This is a genomic window from Rhodococcus sp. NJ-530 (assembly GCF_003860625.1).
In the GTDB taxonomy this organism is placed as follows: Bacteria; Actinomycetota; Actinomycetes; order Mycobacteriales; family Mycobacteriaceae; genus Rhodococcus_F; species Rhodococcus_F qingshengii.
In genome coordinates this window covers 229161-248738 of sequence record NZ_CP034156.1, presented here as the reverse complement: position 1 = coordinate 248738, position 19578 = coordinate 229161, and the positions used below count along the sequence as shown (strand labels likewise).

Sequence of the window (19578 nt, the reverse complement as noted above, 5' to 3'; positions counted from 1 at the left end):
CGCTCTCGAACTTGCAGGAAGGCCGTCATGATCATTGCCGGACACGTCATCGACGGCGCAGAACGTCCGTCACATGACGGCGCTACCTTCACCTCGATCGATCCGTGGACTCGAAAGCCTTGGGCCGAAGTCGCGCTGGGTGGGGCAACGGAAGCAGACTGGGCGGTCACCGCTGCCCGGCGGGCTTTCGATCACGGGCCCTGGCCTCGAATGGGTTACGCCGAACGCGGCGCGCTTCTGCACAGGCTTGCCGATCTCATCGAAGAACACGCGCAGGAATTGGCTTTCGCCGACTCGCACGACATGGGAAAGCCAGTCAGCGATGCCCTGGCCAACGATGTGCCGCGGGCCGCACAGAACTTCCGATTCTTTGCTGATCATGCCCGGCTGAGCGCATCGGAGGCATATCCGAGCGACACCGGCCACCACGCCTACACCCGATTCGAGCCGACGGGTGTCGTCGCCGCGATCGCTCCGTGGAACTTTCCCCTCATGCTCGAATCGTGGAAGGTGGCTCCGGCATTGGCGTGGGGCAACACAGTCGTACTCAAGCCGGCCGAGGACACTCCTGTCAGCGCAACCATTCTGACGCGGTTGGCGGTCGAGGCGGGCATCCCGCCTGGCGTGTTAAACGTCGTGCACGGTTATGGGCCCGGCTCGGCAGGCGAAGCACTGACTACTGACCCACGGGTGGACCGCATCACGTTCACCGGAGAGTCGGGCACAGGGAAAGCGATCACGGCGGCAGCGGCGCGCAACCTCACTCCTGTCAGCCTCGAGCTGGGAGGTAAAGGGGCCAACTTGGTATTCGCCGACGCCGACCTCGAGACAGCAGTGCAATGGTCAGTCCGGGCGATCTTCACCAACGCCGGACAAGTCTGCTTGGCAGGTTCCCGGCTCTACATCGACCGTAGTGTGTTCGACGAGTTCACCGCACGTTTCGTGGCTGCGGCCGAAGCACTCACGGTGGGTGACCCGCGCGATCCGGCTACCCAAGTGGGACCTCTTGCCTCGGAGGAACATTGGCGCAAGGTGTGCAGCTACGTGGACGATCCGGGCGGGACAGTGCTGACTGGAGGACGAGGCAATGGATGGGCGATACGGCCCACGATCGTCGCCGATGTCCCTGCGACCGGGCGCCTGCAGCGTGAGGAAATTTTCGGACCGGTCGTCACCGTGACGGCGTTCGACACCGAAGACGAGGCTGTCAGCCTGGCCAACGATTCTGCGTACGGACTCAACGCCATGGTGTTCACTGAGAACCTCTCACGCGCGCATCGTGTTTCGGCTGCGCTGCGAGCCGGTACCGTGTGGACTAACTGCTTCTTCGTTCGCGACCTGCGTGCCCCGTTCGGTGGCATGGGGGACTCCGGCTGGGGCCGCGAGGGGGGTAACTTCTCCCGGGAATTCTTCACCGAACCCAAGGCTGTGGTGATGGCTGTCAACTAGCCAGCACGACACGGCGGTGGCGCCCGACAGTCGGGCGCCACCGCCGATTTCAACGCTTTCCGGATGCCCGGAGCGCCGCGAGGGACTCGCCTCCAGCGAACCACAGTGCGGGCTCGCATTCGGTGAGTACGACTCGAATCGTTTCTCTCGGGGCACCGATCGATTGCTCGGCGGCAGTGGTCAGGGCTTTGCCCAGTGCATCGAGCTGTTCGGGTGAGCGGCCCGCGGCGAGGGTCACCTGTATCAAAGGCATGTATGTCCTCTCGAATGGTTGATGTTGCAGATCTAGCGGCACGCGAGTTCGACTGAGCCGATCCGGTCCACGGAGGCGACGACGACGTCGCCCGCTTCGACGGCAACGGCCGCCGTAAGGCCTCCGGTCAGGACGATGTCGCCCGCACGTAGTCCCTTGTCCTCGGCGGCGAGCTGGCGGACCAGCCACGCCGCAGCGGCGGCAGGGTGACCGAGCGCGGCAGCGCCGGAGGCTGTCGCGGCGACCTTGCCGTTGTGCTCGAAGACCACTCCGACCAGTCGGAGGTCGACACCGGTCGGTGCAACTGGCGTCCCGACGACGAATTTGGCGGCCGAGGTGTTGTCTGCCACGACGTCCGGCATTGTGAAATCGTAACCTGCGTAACGGGAATCGAGGACCTCGATGCCAACCGCAACTCCCGAGGTTGCTGCAAGGACATCGACAGCGCTGACATGCGAGCCGGACAGATCGTGACCGAGTACGAGCACTATCTCGGGCTCGCAGCGAGGTTGGATCAACCGTGATGTGTCCAACGCTTCGCTGATGTCCAATGTTGCTGCGCCAGGCAGGAAACCGTACACCGGCGAGTCCACCCCGACCTGGGCCTGTTTCGCCCTGGACGTCACGCCCAGCTTCCATCCGACAAGCGGTCCCGCCGCAGCTCGCAGCTCGGCCTGCACCCGATACGCAGTGGGAAGATCCAGCTCCGGGTAACGGGCAGTCAGGCGCGACATCGCGGTGCGATCTTCGACAGCAGTAGTCAAGCTGGTGACCATGTCCGCTATTTCGGCCCGAGTGCTCACGCTGCCACCGCCAGCGTAACCGAGCCCAGACGATCGAAATCGGCTCGGAATACATCGCCCGGTGTCATCGGAACTGCGGCATGTAGTGCCCCAGTCATGACCAGATGCCCCGCCTCCAACGCGATTCCGTTGTCGCCGAGAACATTCGCCAGCCAGGCCACCACCGCAACCGGATCACCCAATACTGCTGCCCCTGCGCCGGTGTCGATTACCTCACCGTTGCGGGTGAGAGTCATTCCGATCAACCTGGGGTTCATGTCACCCAGCTCGACGATCCGACTCGACACGGCGGCTGCACCGTTCGATGCGAGGTCGGCAACGCTGTCCGCGAGCTGAATTCGCCAGTCGGCAATTCGCGAGTCGACGATCTCCATACCAGCTACCGCACCGCTGATCGCTCTCCTGGCCTGCGTCAGCGTCACCCCGGGTCCGGCCAGTCTTTCTCCCAGAATGAAGACAATTTCGGCTTCGAGTCGGGGGGCGATGAAGCGACCCAGCGGCACCGAGTCACCGTCGCGGTACAGAGTAGAGGACAGTACCGGGCCATAGTCCGGGGAGTCCACCCCGATCATGGCCTGCATGGGCTCGGAGGTCAGACCCACCTTGTAACCGACCACTCTGTCACCGTCCGAGACGAGAAGATCGACGAGTTCCTTCTGCACGGCATACCCATCCGACATCCCCAAGTCCGGTTCGGCGTCCGTAAACGGCCGAATCGGCACTCCCGTTCGTCGCGCGTCGTACAACGCGCGGGCCTTCTCCGCTACATCTTCCACAGGATCGTCCTTTCATACGAATGATCCGTCATGGTCGCTCACACTCCAAGGGAAGTCAGGGTCGGCATTTCCCTCAGCGAAACGATCGGCACATCGGCTTTTAGACCAATAGTCAACTTTTTCTTGACCGGCGATCAACTTTTGTGCGATTCTCGTTGTAGGCACTTCATGTGGCCCACATCTCATCTGCCGGGAGGCTGTCGTGGAACGTCGATCGTCATGGCCTGCTGTCGACCATGCTGGGGGAGGAGTGTCACCGCAGAACTCCACTGCCTCGGTGCACACACCTGCGCCGGACCCGAACACTGTTCTCGGTCGAAGCATCAACCTGCTCGATGCATTCCAAGCCGGAGACGGAACCCTCACGCTTGCCGAAATACACGCTCGCTCAGGAATTCCGAAACCCACCGCGCATCGACTGTTGATCCAGCTCTCGGGTTGGGGGCTCGTCGAACGACACCATCACGGGTACCGACTGGGGCTGCGCCTGTTCGAACTCGGACAGCGCGTCACACACCAACACAACTTCGGACTGTCCATGGGTCCGGTACTGCAGCAACTGCGCAACCGCACCGAATTGACCGTGCACCTCGCACTGCTCGATCACACCGACGTCGTCTACCTGGAAAAGCTCGACGCTCCCGGCGCACCTGCGACGGCCTCACGAGTCGGCGGGCGGCTGCCTGCGCACTGTACTGCGGTGGGGAAAGCTGTACTCGCACATACCCCTTCGGGTTTGGTTCGGCAAATCCTATCGAATGGACTCGAGCGCAGGTCGCCTCGAACTGTGGTTGTGCCCAAGCTCTTTCTCGGCCAACTTGAGTCAACGCGCCGTAACGGATTCGCGCGCGACGACGAAGAATGCGCGGTCGGAATCAGTTGCATCGCGGCCCCGATCTTCGATCGCAACGACCAGCCGGTCGCGGCCCTGTCGGTCACCGCTCGCACCGATGACACGCGACATGAGCATGCTGTTCGAGCAGTACTGACAGCTGCCGCCGATGCCAGTCGGCGAATCGCATGACTGGCAGCACCGCCACGGATCCACCGAACGCATCCGAACCAATTCCAAATCGAAGGAAGACGATGACTCCACGATTCGAAGGAAAGATCGCCCTCATCTCCGGCGCCGCGCGAGGTCAGGGTCGCAATCAAGCTGTACGTCTTGCCGCCGAGGGCGCCGATATCATCGCGTTCGATGTGGCCGGGCCCGTTCCCGGCCAAGGTACTCCAGTTGCCAGTCCAGAGGATCTCGCAGAGACCGTCAGGTTGGTCGAACAGCTCGACCGCCGCATCATCGCCTCCGTCGCCGACGTGCGGGACGCCGGCGCTGTCGCTGACGTGGTCGAGCACGGAGTGAGCGAACTAGGGGGCCTGGATGTCGTCGTCGCGAACGCGGGCGTAACGGGCATACCCGGCCCGGCAGCGCGCGCCACATCCGACAACTGGGCAACGGTTATCGACACCAACCTCACGGGCGCCTTCAACACCATCCGACCCGCGATCTCACACCTGATTGAACGCGGCGCGGGTTCGGTGGTCATCATGAGCTCGTCGATCGGGCTCAAAGCGGTACCCAACATGGTGGCCTACGCATCGACGAAAGCTGGTCTGACCGGTCTAATGCGCGCATTAGCGCTGGAGTTGGCACCGCATTCGATTCGGGTGAACACCGTCAATCCCACCACGGTGGCGACCCCGATGGTGCTAAATCCAGTCAGCTACAAAATGTTTCGTCCAGATCTCGACGACCCCTCGGAGGCGGACGCGATACCGGCATTTCGGTCATTGAACGCACTGCCCACCCCATGGGTCGAGGCCGATGACGTTACCAATGCCGTGTTGTACCTCGCATCCGACGACGGCCGCTACGTCACCGGTGTCACCCTGCCAGTCGATGCCGGCTACTCCGTCAAATGAATACGCGACGGCTCCTGCATGGGAGCCGTATCAAGGCCCTCCAACTCGTCAACGGGAGAAGATCATGAACACCGAGTACGCCACGGAAACCCCGAGGCTCAGCCACGTCGGGCCCTCCGCCGTGCGAGACCACTTTCGAGAGGTACTGAGCCACTTCGGTTCCGGAGTCGTAGTGATCACCGCTGTCGATCGCGGCGGCGCGCCGGTCGGATTGACTGTGGGTTCGTTCGCCTCGATCTCGATAGAACCGCCGCTGGTGGGCTTCTTCGTCGGCCACGCATCGGCGACGTTGCCCCACGTGATCGCTGCTCGGTCGTTCTGCGTCAACGTCCTGGCCGAGGAACAACACCTTGTGGCGAAGTCGTTCGCCCGCAGTGGAACCGACAAATTCGCCGGTGTCGATTGGAACGCAGGGAGGAAGGGAATCCCGCTATTGACCGGCGCGCACGCGCACATCGAATGCACACTCTACGAGCACCGAGCGATCGGCGACCACGACCTCGTCGTCGGTCATGTCGACGCATTGACCTCGCTCACCGACACCGCGCCGCTGATCTTCCACAAGTCGACATTCCGCCAGCTGCGAGACCACCAATGAGCACGTCGAACAGCACTGATGCGACGCGCGCTGTGGAAGCGTGCGTGGCAGAACTTCGGCGCGGCAGACCGGTGATCGTCGTCGACGACGAGACACGGGAGAACGAAGCAGACTTGGTGATGGCCGCCCAGTCCGTCGAGGCCGACGATGTCGCATTCTTCCTCCAACACACTTCAGGCTTCCTGTGCGTGTCGATGACCGGTAGGCGCACCGACCACCTCGACCTACCCCAGATGGTCGAGAACTCAGCCGACCCTCTGGGCACAGCGTTTACCGTCAGTGTCGATGCAGCACAGGGGATCACCACCGGTATCAGCGCCGGAGACCGAGCCCACACGATCAAACTCCTCGGCGCCCCCAGCACGAACACGACCCACCTGGTGCGGCCAGGACACATCATGCCCCTCCGGGCATGCCCAGGCGGGGTGCTCGAACGGCGCGGACACACCGAAGCCGCTGTGGATCTGTGCGCGGCCGCAGGACTCGAACCTGTCGGACTCATCTGCGAACTGATCAGCGCCGACCGGAGGACGATGCTCGCTCGCGACGACGTGCCCGCGTTCGCCGACCGCTACCGATTGGCAGTGATCACCATCGCCCAGCTCGTCGAATACCGACTGCGCACGTCGCAGTTAGAACGCGGGGCGTCGTGTCGATTACCCACCGAGCACGGGATCTTCACCGCGACTGCCTACCGGTCCACACACGGGCACGAACACCTGGCGCTTGTGTACGGCGACATTTCGACGCACCAACCGCTCGTTCGTGTCCACAGTGAATGTCTCACCGGAGACACGCTCGGGTCGATGCGCTGCGATTGCGGAGAACAACTGAACTCGGCCATGGCACAGATCGCAGCCTCCGGCGGAGGAATTCTCATCTACGTCGGCGGACACGAAGGCCGAGGGATAGGTTTGTTCGACAAGATCGCCGCCTACCACCTGCAGGACACCGACGGCCTCGACACCGTCGACGCCAACCTCCACCTCGGAAAACCGGTTGACTCCAGAGAATACGGTGATGCCGCCGCGATCCTCCTCGATCTCTGCACCCCCCGTATCCGCCTGATGACCAACAACCCAGCCAAACGAAGGGGTTGGAGGCAAAGGGAATCGACGTTATCGATGTGATTGGGTTGGACGTCGCGTACAACGCCGACAACGATGCCTACCTCGCGACCAAACGAAGCCGAATGAGCCACTCGATCGGCCTATCGGCGACGGTGGCAGCCACATGACGTCTACCCCCGACGAACGCGCCCACGGTTTCGGAACGCTGTTCGAACGAGTATCGATCATGCATGCAAGCAGTCGATGGTCCACCACCACAACAGACGTCACCGCAGTCCTCGGTCAACCACAGTTCACGGACGGAAGCACTTGGGCGGTGTGGAAAACGCTGAACGTCTCGGACGAAACAGGTCCCACCTGGAGCTTACTCGGCCGCACTACCGATTTGCCCGCAGTCGCCGCTCGCGCACACGAATTAGGCTGGAATGTAGGCGAAGTCGTCGAGGGCGGCCACGAGCAGCGACTATCCCTCGTCGCACCCAGCGGACTCACGGTCATCGCCTACACGCCGGAAAGAAAAGTAGAATGACGCCTACAGCACACACCCTCGAAGGGCGCACCCTGATCATGTCCGGCGGCAGTCGAGGCATCGGAGAGGCGATAGCCGTCCGTGCCGCGAGGGACGGCGCAAACATAGCGCTCATCGCCAAAACCACCGAACCGCACCCGCGATTGCCAGGCACCATATTCACAGCGGCGGCGGCCATCGAAGCAGCTGGCGGCCACGCTCTGCCCATCATCGGAGACATCCGAGACGATGAAGCAGTTGCTACCGCCGTCGACCGGACGGTCGAGCAGTTCGGCGGTATCGACATCGTGATCAACAATGCCAGCGCACTCGACTTGACCCGTGCCGAACACATCAGCATGAAGAAGTATGACCTGATGCAGGACATCAACGCGCGCGGAGCATTCCTGCTGACCAAAACAGCCCTCCCACACCTTCGCCGATCTCCAAACGCACACGTACTGACCCTGAGCCCACCCATCGATCTGGATCCCACGTGGTTCGACACAATCGGTACCGCCTACACGATTTCGAAATTCTCGATGACACTGGTGACTCTCGGTCTATCCGCCGAACTACGGCCGGACAACATCGCGGTGAACTCGCTTTGGCCGCGCACGACGATCGCCACAGCAGCGGTACGCAACATCCTCAGCGAAAATCTGATCGCCCGCAGCCGCACCCCCGAGATAATGGCCGAAGCAGCAGCGAGCATTCTCTCCAAACCCGTATCCACAGCAACCGGGCAATGCTTCATCGACGATGAGGTCCTCGCCGCCGACGGTATCGACGACCTGTCCCGCTACCGGACCGAGCCAGGCAGCGAGCAGCTGGGACTCGATTTCTGGATGACCTGGCCAGATCCGTCAGCCGAGACTGAGCCAGCGAATCACTGACTTCACCGCGCGCTGCTCGGAGCTGGCGATCAGGGCGAGATACCTGCGGCAGATTCTCATGGTGAGGACACCAAAGATCGCAAGATTGGCCGACTAGTTGGGACTGTAAGAACAACGGTGTAACTCTGAAAGGAGATACGCCACTATGACTGACGTGATTGAACGTGAGACAGAGACGAACTCGGCTCAGCCGGGTATCAGCGATGCGCGGCTCAAAGAGCTGGTCGAGCAGGCGCGAGCCGAAGGGCTGCAGTTGACCGGAGATGGTGGATTGCTGTCGAAGCTGACCAAGCTAGTCGTGGAGTCCGCGCTCGAAGGCGAGATGGACGACCACCTCGGATACGGCAAGAGCGACCCGGCAGGGAGGGGCAGCGGCAACTCCCGCAACGGCAGACGAGCCAAGAACGTGTTGACCGAGGCCGGCCCGGTCGAACTCGAGGTGCCCCGTGACCGGGATTCCTCCTTCGAGCCGAAGATCGTGGCCAAGCGGCAGCGTCGGCTCTCAGGCGTGGAGGACATGGTGATCTCGTTGTCGGCCAAGGGTTTGACGACCGGTGAGATCGCTGCACACCTGGCCGAGGTGTACGGAGCCGATGTGTCCAAGCAGACGATCTCGACGATCACCGAGCGGGTGATGGAAGGCATGGCCGAGTGGCAGAACCGGCCGTTGGACCCTGTGTACCCGGTGCTGTTCATCGACTGCATCCACGTCAAGATTCGCGAGGGCAACGTCGCCAACCGGCCGATCTACGTCGCGATGGGGGTGACTGTCGACGGCACCCGCGACATCCTCGGATTGTGGGCCGGTGAGCACGGCGACGGGGAGGGAGCGAAGTACTGGCTTCGGGTGTTGTCCGAGCTGAAAAACCGTGGTGTGCAGGATGTTCTGATCGTCGTGTGCGACGGTCTCAAGCATCTACCCGACTCGATCGAGCAAGTGTGGCCACAGACCATCGTGCAGACTTGTGTGGTCCATCTTCTCCGTAACACCTACGCCTATGCCTCCCGCAAGGACTGGTCCGAGATCGCCAAGGACCTCAAACCCGTCTACACGGCGCCGTCGGAGCAGGCCGCGCTCGACCGATTCGCAGAGTTCAGTGACAAATGGGAGAAACGCTATCCCGCGATCATCAGGCTCTGGACCAATGCCTGGGCTGAGTTCGTGCCGTTCCTACAATTCGACAACGCCATCCGGCAGGTCATTTACACGACCAACGCCATCGAGAGTGTCAACGCTCGAATCCGCAGGGCTGTCAAGGCCCGTGGACACTTTCCGACCGAGGCCGCGGCCTTGAAATGCGTGTATCTGGCCATCATGAGCCTCGATCCCAAAGGCACCGCCCGCAGGCGCTGGTCCAACCGATGGAAGGCAGCACTGAATGCCTTCGAGATAACGTTCGACGGACGGCTGTCTGCCGGACGAAAGTAGTTAGAAACCAATCAATTACACCGTTTTCTGGACAGACCCGACTAGTTGTACCCGGCCATCAGGTTGGTAGCAGACGGCTGACGGGTGGGTGACCGCCGAGTGCACTGTGGCGCCGTCGAGTGTTGTAGTTCTCGAGCCAAGGTGCAAGTGCTGCGGTGCGATCGGCGTTCCTGGCGTAAGGACGGCGGTATGCCCATTCGGTGGCGAGAGTGCGATTGAGTTGTTCGACTTTGCCGCTCTGCCAGGGACAATGAGGATTGATGAACTTCGGCACAATCTCGTGTTCGGCGCACACCGTGCCGAGAGAGTATCGATATGCCCACGCGTTGTCGGTCATCAGTCGTTCGATCCGATCGATGCCGTGCACAGCGAAGCAGGCGATAGCGCGGGTGAGGAATCCCGCACATGTGACACCTTTCTCGTCATCATGAATCTCGGAGTACGCCAACCGAATGAGGAGCGCCTCGTTGACCATGGAGTTGAAGCCGATCGTCCGCGACGGAAAGGTGCCGGGATCGACCAGAGCGTCGCGGATCGTCGTACCGGGTCAGGGCATAGACGTCTTTGGCGGGCAGATCCACCACATCGCCGAGATCGCGGAGCCGGGCATACGCCATCGATAAGGATGTCGTCGGCGAAGAGGCTGCTCATCCTCTGGCTGATCGCGAGTGACCTGGCCACGATAGCAGCCCTTCTGGTCACCGGTATCGGCGGTCACGGAACAACCGGTCTGGTAACTACATCGGTAGTAAACTACTTCCCATCCGCCCTTCGGGAACTACATCGGAGTTCACAGCAGGGGCTCGGCAGGATCGGAATCTTCGCCCCGTACATCGCTGATGCCTTGCTCGATGCCGGAATGGGGACGAGCTGTAACTTCCTAATGTTCGCGATCGGTGCTATCGCGTGTCTGGGTATTGTCATTGCAGCAGAGCTCAACGAAACTTCAATGCAGTCATGGCCACTCACTGGAGAGCCCTGCCCACAGAGCTAACGATGCCTCTCTTTATCGGCGCACGCCAGGTGCGCCTCGCGCGTTCCTTAGCCTCGGCTCGGCATCTACCCTATCGTGGTTCACCTGTGGTCCGGGTTCAGTTTCGATCACGGGTAGTGATGTCCGCGTTCATGAAGACACAATTGAACTGGGCATTCTCGACCCCGGCCTTAACTCCGGCTCGCAACCCCACCCAGATATGCCTCACGCTGTCACGATCCGTTCTGCAGGCGTTCCCGGTAAACGAGGAGCTGGTGCCCCGGAGCACTCGACACACCAAAAGCGTGGAAATCGATTGTCAGAAGACCTCTTTCGTGATGAAGAAGTTCCTTTGTTTCGTACGTCTTCGGCTGAACGTCGTGCATGGCCCAGAACGCCGGAAATTCCGGACTGTTCCGACGCAATTTCTCGATGAGTTCACGAAACCTCCCCGGCGTAGCCCCGAAATCAGCACTAGCGCGCAAATTCGCCACAGTAGACCGCGTCGACGCTTCCCAATCAACGAAGAACGAGCGCCCAAATGGGTCGAGAAGCACCATCTCCAGAAGATTCCTCCTGACGGCGAATCCACTGAACAAATCCTCAGCGTGCGCGTTGAGCGCGATGACATCGAGGACGGGATCAAGGACAACGGCTCCTGCCTCCTGCCATGTCTGAAGCAGCATGAGAAGTTCCTGGGGCACAGGAGGGTTCACAGCCTCGCCATCGAGTTTCCACGCGACACCGGCAAGCGTGTAAAGATGCCGTTGCTCATCGAGCGTAAGCCGCAACGTGCGCGCCAAAGACGCGAGGATCTGTTCGAAAGGGTGACGCTCCCGCCCCTGCTCCATACGCCGGTAATAGTCCACGCTGATATCGGCATCCATCGCCACCTCGTCGCGCCGAAGGCCCGGAACGCGTCGATGCCCGACAAGTGAAATGCCGAGCAACTCGGGCTGAACCCTTGCGCGTCGGGTCTGGAGGAATTGTCCCAAGTCTGCATGCGGCATGGTCGAAGCTTACGGCCGGACGACAATCCGACCTCCCTTGTGAGGGTGGCCCTGTCGCGGCCTCCCTCCCTGACCGTCGGACACGCAGGCTGCTGATGTGAACACAACACAGCAGACCACCAGCACCGCCCAGATCATCGCCGGGACACCCCTCGCCGGCCGAGTCGCCGTCGTCACCGGAGCCTCCAGCGGCATCGGTGCCGCCACCGCGCAGCGCTTCGCCGAACTCGGCGCCACAGTCGCTCTCATCGCCCGCCGCGGCGACCGCATCGATGCACTGGAAGATCACATTCGCGCCAATGGCGGCACAGCTCTTGCACTACCGACGGTGTTGTCAAGTTGTCTGGGACTGTTTCGTAATCGGTGTTTTGGCCCGAGACGCTGAGTGAATGCTCGGCGAGGAGGTGCCGAGATGACGACACTGGAGAATGTTACGAAGAAGAGGGCCGAGCCCTCCGCGGAAGCTGCGGCGGCCGCGGAGTTGGTGCGCCTGGCCAAGGAGCAGGGCCTGTCGCTGACCGGGCCGGACGGTTTGCTCAAGCAGTTCACTAAAACCGTTCTGGAAACCGCACTGAACGAGGAGATGACCGAGCACCTCGGGCACGACAAGAACCAAGCTCCGGCCGATCGGGAGTCTACGAATATTCGCAACGGGACTCGGTCGAAAACGGTGTTGACCGAGGCCAGTGGGCATGTCCCGATCGAGGTCCCTCGTGATCGGGAAGGGACGTTCGAGCCGCAGATCGTCAAGAAGCGCCAACGTCGATTGAACGGGGTCGATGAGATCGTGTTGTCGTTGTACGCCAAAGGATTAACGACTGGTGAAATCAGTTCGCATTTCGCTGAAATCTACGGGGCCTCGGTAGGGTACGAACTGGACTTTCCACGACATCCGGCATACGGCTGCAACGAGGATGGCGAACGATCCACATTTAACTCTGCCAGAGGTTCAGACCGTCCTGCGACACCGCCACTTGTCGGCCACAGAGATCTACCTGCAACCTCGGATCGAGGACATGCACGACAAGTTGCAGGAGCATTTCAGCAAGTCTCGTCCGGAGCGGACCTACACAGCTGGGTATCGAGACGAGGACGTGCGGGCGGTGTTCGGTGGTTGAGATACCGGTAAGCCGGGCCAGGCGGACCCAGGAGCAACGACAGGCGATCCGAACCACCCGATTCTCGAGACCTGCCGTCATCGCTGAGCCTGCGGCGCCACGCTCTATGCATCAATATGGGGATTTGACCAGCGCACCGATCGAGACGATCTGCGTTGTGGCCAAGCGGGTATGGCCGATGCCGATGAGTAGCCGCAGGACTCGCGATCGTGGTCTCCGCAAGATAGCTGCCTACCTGGATAGGTATCCGGGTATGACGTGGCAGCAACGATGGGAGGCTAGCGATTTGAACGCTACGCCTGCCGCAGACGTCGCTGGAACCGGGAATGCGGCGCGCGCTGAGTTCAACCAGGGCGCGGCAGCATTGTTCTCATTGAGGGTTGTCCAACCGGGGCTTGCAGCGTTCCGCTCCAATAGGTTTACACGATATTCTGCACATTTCATTGAGGCGGAGAGCGATCCATCGTTGGATGCGTACGTCCGCGCGGTCAACAGCACCTCGGTCAGTGACGTGTTCAAGCGCTGGGCAATCTTCGATGTGGGTGTCGCACTGACAACTCAGGGCATACCGTTCGCGGACCTGACACCTGAGGCGTTCATGCACTATGCGGTACAGACCCGCGAATCCACCAGCCGTACCGGTCTCCATATCGGTAAATACGTCGGACATCTCGCCTGGCAGGTCTTGCACTCGATGGGCCAGTTCCCTGCCGCCGCCCCAAGCACGTTGCGGGGTGCTCTGCGGGCCCCACAGTTGACGACCATCCAGATGGTCGATCAGTACCAGATCCGGGATCCGCGGATACGGCAGCTGTTCGTCGACTACCTCGACCGGCGGTGCGCCCAAGTCAGTTATTCGACGCTGTCGCGACAGGCGCACATCGTTCTCAAGGTGTTCTGGAAGGCTGTCGAGCTCATCAACCCCGATCAGTCGACCCTGCTCATGACTGAGGAGGTCTACCTCCAATGGCGCGCCACCATTGCGTTCCGAGAAGACGGCGAGGCTCGGGCGGACCAGATGGACATACTGACCACTGTGCGTGCCCTCTATTTCGACATCCAAGCGTGGGCCGTTCATGAACCACAGCACTGGGCACAGTGGTCAGTGCCCTGTCCTATCCCTCGCAGCGACATGCGTGGTCGCGCCAAACACAAACGCCGAGTACGAGAACGCACCCACGACACGATCCGAGTTCTCCAACCACTCCTACCTGTACTGGTGGATTACGTGGATTCACAATACGAGTACTGGCGCGATCTACTCGAACAAGGATCCGCGGCGAACGAGAACGAACACTTCACCCTCCGAGACCGCCAGTACACCCGAGTCCATTCCCGCGAAGACACGCGTTTGATTCGTATCGGTGACGCACCCAGGGTGCATGTCAGAGACGAAGCGACAGGAAGGCGGATCGACGTCAAACGCCAGGAGGATTCCGCCTTTTGGACGTGGGCGATAGTGGAGACCTTGCGGCACAGCGGACTGCGAATCGAAGAACTGACCGAACTCTCACATCTGAGCGTGCGCCAGTATCAGAGACCGAACGGGGAGGTCATCGCCTTGTTGGTGATCGCCCCGTCCAAGACTGACCGAGAACGGGTCATCCCGATGTCGGCGGAGCTGTTTCACGTTGTTGCGTGCATGATCCGGCGCGTCACAGCGGGCCGGAAGTCGGTGCCGCTCGCTACCCGCTACGACGACAATGAGCGTCTTACCAGCGATCCGCAACCGTTTCTGTTCCAACGCCACATCGGTCAACGAGTCGAGGTCATGACCACCGGATCAATCGGTACACGGCTACGAGCGGTGTGTGAAGAACTCGCTGCAACCGATCTTCGGTTCGCGGGAGTTCATTTCCGGCCGCATGACTTTCGTCGTTTGTTCGTCACCGACCTCGTCAACAACGGTTTGCCGATTCACATCGGCGCCGCGCTGCTCGGACACCTCGATCTGGAAACCACCCGCGGCTACGTCGCTGTCTTCGAAGAAGATGTCACCCGCCACTACCAAGCCCACCTACAACGTCGAAGGGCGATGCGCCCGGCCGAGGAATACCACCCCGCCACTGCCGAAGAATGGGCGGAATTCGAAGCTCATTTCGACAAACGGAAGGTCGAACTCGGCTCGTGCGGACGTCCGTACGCAACACCGTGCTCCCACGAGCACGCCTGTATACGCTGCCCGATGCTGCATATCGATCCGAAAATGATCCCCCGCTTGACCGACATCGAAACTGACCTCATCGCCCGACGTGAACGCGCCGACGCTGAAGGCTGGCAAGGAGAGATCGAAGGAATCGACCTCACGCTCACCGCCCTCCGCACCAAACGCGATGAGGTTGCCCACCGATTTCGCCGCACTGTGCGGCTCGGGATCCCACGATTGCAGCCCCTTGACGTCCTCGTTCAAGAAGTGACTTCGCGTCAATAGAACGCCGGTTGGCGGTGTACTTCGGGATTTCCCTCGCCGCACGATGCGCGATGCACGATCAGGTTCGACTCCGTGTGAAACCGCGATAGGGCGTCAGTGGAATGACCGTGAATTCTGAGAGCTTCGAGGACGCCATCGGTAGGGTCTGGACAATCTCTTGCGCCGCATCGGGGTCGGGAGCTTCGATCAAGAAACACGCGCCAGGAAGATCTGCCCGAAGCCAGATTTGACGTACTACCGCATCTGCGTACAACGCCTGTACGCGGTCAGTTTCTGCCGGGATCAATTCGTCGAACTCGAGGTCAGAGAATCGCTCGGTCAACCGGCGACTCAGAACCATGAACTGCATTGCTTTCCTATTCTTGCGTTTCGCGTCTGCTTGGGCGACGGACGAGTTTCGTCTATCGAGCGTCGTGAATCACGGCCTTCGGCTTTGCGGCGCAGCGCGGGGATGTTCAACTTCGTGCCAGTGCGCGGTGTACCGCGCACTGGCACACCGACCGGCATGCGGCTGTCGATTCTTTGGGGCGACTAGATATTTGTTCAGGCGCGGGGATTGAAGGGGTCGGTGATGGTGTTGCCCGTGTCGATCCACACAGTCTTGACCTCGGAGTAATCATCGATGGCGTGGCTGCCGTTCTCGCGTCCGAGCCCGCTTTCCTTGAATCCGCCGAACGGTGCGACGTAGTTGGTTTTGCGGTAGTTGTTGACCCATACGCTGCCCGCGCGTACTCGCCGTGCCATACGGTGTGCGCGGGCAACATCTTGTGTCCAAATTCCTGCAGCCAGGCCGAAGTTCGTGTCATTGGCGATACGGACAGCGTCGTCCTCATTGTCGAATCGGATGACTGCGGCGACGGGGCCGAAGACTTCCTCGCGTGCGATTCTCATGTCGTTGTGAACATTCGTGAACACGGTTGGCAAGACGAACAGCCCGGCGCTCAGAGCGGGATCCTCAGGTCGATAACCGCCTGTGGCGAGGTGTGCACCGTCTGCTTTGGCGATGTCGATGTAGTCGAGAACTTTTTCGTATTGCGCTTGGGATGCGACGGGGCACTGTCACGTTGTTGAACCCAGCAAGCTGGGAGAATGAGGCGTGAGCACCGCAATGCCGTCGTACAAAGGTCACCGCCACCCGGTCGAGATCATCAACCACTGCGTGTGGTTGTACTTCCGGTTCCCGCTCAGCTTCCGTGATGTCGAGGAGATGATGCTCGAACGCGGTGTCGTGGTCAGCTATGAGACGATCCGGCGGTGGTGCGCCAAGTTCGGGCAGGCCTATGCCAACCAGTTGCGCCGCCGACGCCCACAACCCGGTGACACATGGCACCTCGATGAGGTCTTCATCCGGATCAATGGCCGGCAACATTATCTGTGGCGCGCGGTCGACCAGCACGGCAACGTGCTCGATGTGCTGGTTCAGTCACGCCGAAATAGCAACGCCGCCAAGCGATTCTTCCGTAAGCTGCTCAAGGGCTTGCGCTATCTGCCGCGGGTGATCGTCACCGACAAACTCGGCAGCTACCAGGTCGCCCACCGCGAGATACTGGCCTCGGTCGAGCATCGCCGGTCGAAGTATTTGAACAACCGGGCCGAGAATTCTCATCAGCCGACCCGACAGCGGGAGCGGGCGATGAAACGGTTCACCTCGCCCGGGCACGCGCAACGATTCCTGTCCGCTTTCTCGGGTATCTCACCGCATTTCCGGTCCGGCCGACACAGACTCTCGGCGTCCGAATGGCGTGCTGAGATGGCCGACCGGTTCGCGGTCTGGCAGGAAGTCACCGCGACCGATGTTGCCGCCTGAAAGTGAACGGCCCAGCGGTGCCCTGTAATAGCCTGAACCAAACATGCTTCGCCGCTTAACTTTTCGATTAACGTGACAGTGCCGTGGGGAGCGGGGTGGGGAGAGGCTTCAAAGACACGAATCGGCCGTTGCGCTCGCCCAGATCTACGATCCGTTTCGAGGCTACGAGAGCCTGGCAATTCGATGCCGCCTCCGCTGCCGTTCATGTGGGCCTGACAGCCGAGACGGCCTCCGAGGCTTACTTTTCGCTCCTCGGAGGCCGTTCTCCACTACTGTGCGGGCGACTGCAGGTGCAGCGACAAGACGCCCGCGAGCAATCGGCTGCGCGATTTGGAACCGACGACCTTCACTTGCTCGTCAAGCCAGTCACGTTGAGCGGTGGTGAATCGGAACCATGTCTCGACGGGCCCCTTGACCGTGAACGGTTCTTGATGGACCGGAATCCCTGAGGACGATCTGCCTGCTACGGGTTGAAAGAGGGCTCGCAGTCGTTCGATGCCTACTGCGTCGAATGCCTCGATGGCAACATCGGCGTGATCGCATCGCCGTTCGGCGGCACGATTCACCAAGGCGTCGCGAGTGCTGCGATCCAGGTAGGCCGTGACAGTCACCTTCGAGGTATCTGCAGCCGGCGGATTTCGTTCTTCCAGAATCTGGGCTGGCGGCGCTTCGGTGACTGCGGGTGCAGGTTCGACTACAACAGGAGTCGCGTGGGGTGGTGCGACTGGAGCGGTGACAGCTTCGGGTTCCATCGGCTGCACCCGCACTGGAGATTCAGGCGCCGAGACGGCGGGTTGAGGGGCGTCGGTGACTCGTTTGGGAGCCGGCGGGTGAGGAGCTGTGGAGTCGATCTGGGGTTGAGCCGTGTCCGGTGTCTGTGGGCTCGCGGCGCGGCGAGGCTGCAGCCCGCCGGCCGGGGGCAAGAGACCAGCGAGTCCCTCTGCTCGGTTGGGCTTCGGGGCGAAAGACTTGGCAATGCTCTTGCGGTTGCGGACCCTATTTTCACTCATGCCGAAGCCCTCTCAGCGGTGATGGTCGACATCCGTACGAGGATCTCGCGGGTGAGGTTCGAGTAGTCCTCGGCCAGGCCAGAGGCGTTTCGCGAGAGCATCAGATCCTTCGGTTTCGTGCCTTTCCTCAGCGCTGCGATCCGTGATGCGGTTTCCCCGGCCGATCGTTCCTCGAGCTCATGCACCAGAAGTCCCTGGCGTCGCGCGTCGAAGGCGGTGGTTTCCATCGTGCGGATCCGAGATTCGAAAGTCGGGGCCGAATCGCCGATCATCTCCTCGACTGCTTCCCGAATCGTTGCGTCAAGTTTGGTTGCGCGTGAGCTGACGCCGAAGAGGCAGATCCCGCCGAGTTGGAGCTGGGGGTTCACGGCAGGAAGGTTTCGTTCCGGATCTCCGTCGCGTGCTGCCGAGAACTGGCCAGCGATCGTTTCCATGCCGTCGAGGCTGGCATCATCTGCGCGGATTGGAATGACCACAGCGTGGACTACTTCCATCACTGCTTCGATGATCGTGAGATCCGTCGGAGGGGTATCGAAGATAATGACGTCGTAGTCTGCGGCCACTTGCAGCAACATGGCCAGTAGAAGCTGTCCTAGTCGTTTGCCTCCCTGGCGTTGCTGCCTGGACACCATGACTGCGGCAAGGTCGAACATTGCCGGGCCGCCTGGAACGATGTCGAGATTCTCGCGACCACCGACGTTTTGGATGATCGGCGGTGTCGACCCGCTCAAGAGGGCTGAGAACAAGGGCACGCCGTCCTCCTTCACGAACCCGAGGTCGCGGCACAAGTTGGCCTGGGGGTCGAAGTCAAGCAAGAGAACCCGGTAGCCGCCGGCAGCAAGTAAGCCTCCGGTGTTCGCGCAGAGTGAGGTCTTGCCCACTCCCCCTTTGCCGTTGAAGAATCCGAAGCAGGCAGGCAGTTGCTGATGAGTGGGTGTCGTTGGAACGGCATCTACAGACATGGTGGTTCTCCCAATGGACGTTGGTTTCTGACGAGTGGTCTGTAAGGAAAGTTAGCAGGGGTCCTGGACAACTCGCGGTATGCCACGCGTGTGGGGCCGTATGTGTTCAGGCATGTGGGTCGGCATGCAGCACCGCGTGTGAGGCCGCGTGTTTGCATGCCGATGTAACCGCAGGTGAGCACGTATGTGAACGCGCTTGAGTCACTACGTGAGTCACTGCGTGAAATCATGCGTGAAGAAATGCGGGTAATGATGCGTGAAGACACGCGGACCAAATGGCGTGTAAAGAAACGTGGTCTTCTGCGTGCATGTCTGCGTGGGATAACACGGGAGATACAACGTGGCTCTATGCGTGAGACCCCGCATGATCAGGTGCGGAGTGCACAGCGGTTTGATGGGCGGGTGTGCATCCGTGATGTTTTGCGTGACCGCTCGCAGGATGATGTGCGTGCAGAAGGATGGGCTTGCGTGCGGGGTGGCACCTAGGGTTCTCGTACGGCATGTGGTGCGGGTCTACATGCTGTGCCACAGGCGGAATCAGTTGCCAATTGGCGTACGGATCCGC

General features: G+C 61.0%; 18 protein-coding genes and 4 pseudogenes. 14 read left to right on the top strand and 8 right to left on the bottom strand.

From position 1 onward, the window contains the following. Window positions 1–27 precede the first annotated feature (27 nt). Entirely contained in the window at window positions 28–1449 is a 1422-nt protein-coding gene (locus EHW12_RS32870; RefSeq protein ID WP_125053335.1) for an aldehyde dehydrogenase, read from the top strand. Between the two features lie 49 nt (window positions 1450–1498). Here the strand turns inward: EHW12_RS32870 and EHW12_RS32865 are convergent, their stop codons facing one another. From EHW12_RS32865 to EHW12_RS32855, 3 genes are read right to left on the bottom strand one after another with little or no spacing between them, the layout of a single operon-like run. Beyond that, window positions 1499–1702: a 4-oxalocrotonate tautomerase family protein gene (locus EHW12_RS32865; protein WP_125053333.1), complete on the bottom strand. Its 204-nt coding sequence runs from the start codon at window positions 1700–1702 to the stop codon at window positions 1499–1501. 32 nt (window positions 1703–1734) lie between these two features. Continuing rightward, window positions 1735–2505 carry a fumarylacetoacetate hydrolase family protein gene (locus EHW12_RS32860; RefSeq protein WP_241199232.1) on the bottom strand — a complete coding sequence of 257 codons (771 nt, stop codon included), beginning with the start codon at window positions 2503–2505 and terminating at the stop codon, window positions 1735–1737. Next, entirely contained in the window at window positions 2502–3281 is a 780-nt protein-coding gene (locus EHW12_RS32855; protein ID WP_241199231.1) for a fumarylacetoacetate hydrolase family protein, read from the bottom strand. Before EHW12_RS32855 ends, EHW12_RS32860 begins: the two co-directional genes overlap by 4 nt. Before the next feature lie 277 nt (window positions 3282–3558). Between EHW12_RS32855 and EHW12_RS32850 the strand changes: the two genes are divergently transcribed. The 7 genes from EHW12_RS32850 (at window position 3559) to EHW12_RS32820 (ending at window position 9702) form a co-directional block, all read left to right on the top strand. Further along, window positions 3559–4305: an IclR family transcriptional regulator gene (locus tag EHW12_RS32850; protein WP_125053331.1), complete on the top strand. Its 747-nt coding sequence runs from the start codon at window positions 3559–3561 to the stop codon at window positions 4303–4305. 62 nt (window positions 4306–4367) lie between these two features. Next, window positions 4368–5201: a mycofactocin-coupled SDR family oxidoreductase gene (locus EHW12_RS32845; RefSeq protein ID WP_125053329.1), complete on the top strand. Its 834-nt coding sequence runs from the start codon at window positions 4368–4370 to the stop codon at window positions 5199–5201. 64 nt (window positions 5202–5265) lie between these two features. Continuing rightward, complete coding sequence (locus EHW12_RS32840; protein WP_125053327.1) at window positions 5266–5799, top strand: flavin reductase family protein; 534 nt, start codon at window positions 5266–5268, stop codon at window positions 5797–5799. Then, the gene (gene ribB / locus EHW12_RS32835; RefSeq protein WP_241199230.1) at window positions 5796–6929 is read left to right on the top strand and encodes a 3,4-dihydroxy-2-butanone-4-phosphate synthase; all 1134 of its coding nucleotides are present in this window, start codon (window positions 5796–5798) and stop codon (window positions 6927–6929) included. The genes EHW12_RS32840 and ribB overlap by 4 nt, the downstream gene beginning before the upstream one ends. Window positions 6930–7032: 103 nt before the next feature. After that, window positions 7033–7398, top strand: coding sequence for a hypothetical protein (locus tag EHW12_RS32830; protein ID WP_125053325.1), 366 nt, complete (start codon window positions 7033–7035; stop codon window positions 7396–7398). Beyond that, window positions 7395–8273: an NAD(P)-dependent oxidoreductase gene (locus EHW12_RS32825; protein WP_125053323.1), complete on the top strand. Its 879-nt coding sequence runs from the start codon at window positions 7395–7397 to the stop codon at window positions 8271–8273. The genes EHW12_RS32830 and EHW12_RS32825 overlap by 4 nt, the downstream gene beginning before the upstream one ends. Window positions 8274–8418: 145 nt before the next feature. After that, entirely contained in the window at window positions 8419–9702 is a 1284-nt protein-coding gene (locus tag EHW12_RS32820; protein ID WP_125053321.1) for an IS256 family transposase, read from the top strand. A 58-nt stretch (window positions 9703–9760) separates the two neighbouring features. On the opposite strand, the pseudogene EHW12_RS32815 reads toward EHW12_RS32820, so the two are convergent. Continuing rightward, window positions 9761–10180: pseudogene (locus EHW12_RS32815) on the bottom strand (integrase core domain-containing protein); the annotation flags it as partial. Between EHW12_RS32815 and EHW12_RS36095 the strand changes: the two are divergent. Continuing rightward, window positions 10170–10325 (top strand): hypothetical protein, encoded by a 156-nt coding sequence (locus EHW12_RS36095; protein ID WP_164490659.1) that lies wholly within the window; start codon window positions 10170–10172, stop codon window positions 10323–10325. The pseudogene EHW12_RS32815 and the gene EHW12_RS36095 overlap by 11 nt on opposite strands. A gap of 583 nt (window positions 10326–10908) precedes the next feature. On the opposite strand, the gene EHW12_RS32810 is transcribed toward EHW12_RS36095, so the two are convergent. After that, on the bottom strand, window positions 10909–11685 hold the full coding sequence (locus EHW12_RS32810) for a helix-turn-helix transcriptional regulator (RefSeq protein WP_241199229.1): 777 nt from the start codon (window positions 11683–11685) through the stop codon (window positions 10909–10911). Between the two features lie 97 nt (window positions 11686–11782). On the opposite strand from EHW12_RS32810, the pseudogene EHW12_RS32805 reads away from it, so the two are divergent. From EHW12_RS32805 to EHW12_RS32790, 4 genes and pseudogenes are all read left to right on the top strand, one after another. Further along, window positions 11783–12013 (top strand): annotated as a pseudogene (locus EHW12_RS32805) (SDR family NAD(P)-dependent oxidoreductase); the annotation flags it as partial. Between the two features lie 84 nt (window positions 12014–12097). After that, a pseudogene (locus tag EHW12_RS32800) lies at window positions 12098–12550 on the top strand (transposase); the annotation flags it as partial. Window positions 12551–12599: 49 nt separating this feature from the next. Further along, window positions 12600–12803, top strand: a complete 204-nt coding sequence (locus EHW12_RS32795; protein WP_125053317.1) for a hypothetical protein — start codon at window positions 12600–12602, stop codon at window positions 12801–12803. A 466-nt stretch (window positions 12804–13269) separates the two neighbouring features. After that, window positions 13270–15234: a tyrosine-type recombinase/integrase gene (locus EHW12_RS32790; RefSeq protein ID WP_241199228.1), complete on the top strand. Its 1965-nt coding sequence runs from the start codon at window positions 13270–13272 to the stop codon at window positions 15232–15234. A gap of 543 nt (window positions 15235–15777) precedes the next feature. Here EHW12_RS32790 and EHW12_RS32780 read toward each other — a convergent pair. After that, window positions 15778–16275, bottom strand: a pseudogene (locus EHW12_RS32780) (aldehyde dehydrogenase family protein); the annotation flags it as partial. 67 nt (window positions 16276–16342) lie between these two features. On the opposite strand from EHW12_RS32780, the gene EHW12_RS32775 reads away from it, so the two are divergent. Beyond that, entirely contained in the window at window positions 16343–17041 is a 699-nt protein-coding gene (locus EHW12_RS32775; RefSeq protein ID WP_125053637.1) for an IS6 family transposase, read from the top strand. A 269-nt stretch (window positions 17042–17310) separates the two neighbouring features. Here the strand turns inward: EHW12_RS32775 and EHW12_RS32770 are convergent, their stop codons facing one another. Together EHW12_RS32770 and EHW12_RS32765 are read right to left on the bottom strand one after the other, a co-directional pair. Continuing rightward, window positions 17311–18051: a hypothetical protein gene (locus EHW12_RS32770; protein WP_125053313.1), complete on the bottom strand. Its 741-nt coding sequence runs from the start codon at window positions 18049–18051 to the stop codon at window positions 17311–17313. After that, entirely contained in the window at window positions 18048–19013 is a 966-nt protein-coding gene (locus tag EHW12_RS32765) for a ParA family protein (protein WP_125053311.1), read from the bottom strand. The genes EHW12_RS32770 and EHW12_RS32765 overlap by 4 nt, the downstream gene beginning before the upstream one ends. Window positions 19014–19578: the final 565 nt, after the last annotated feature.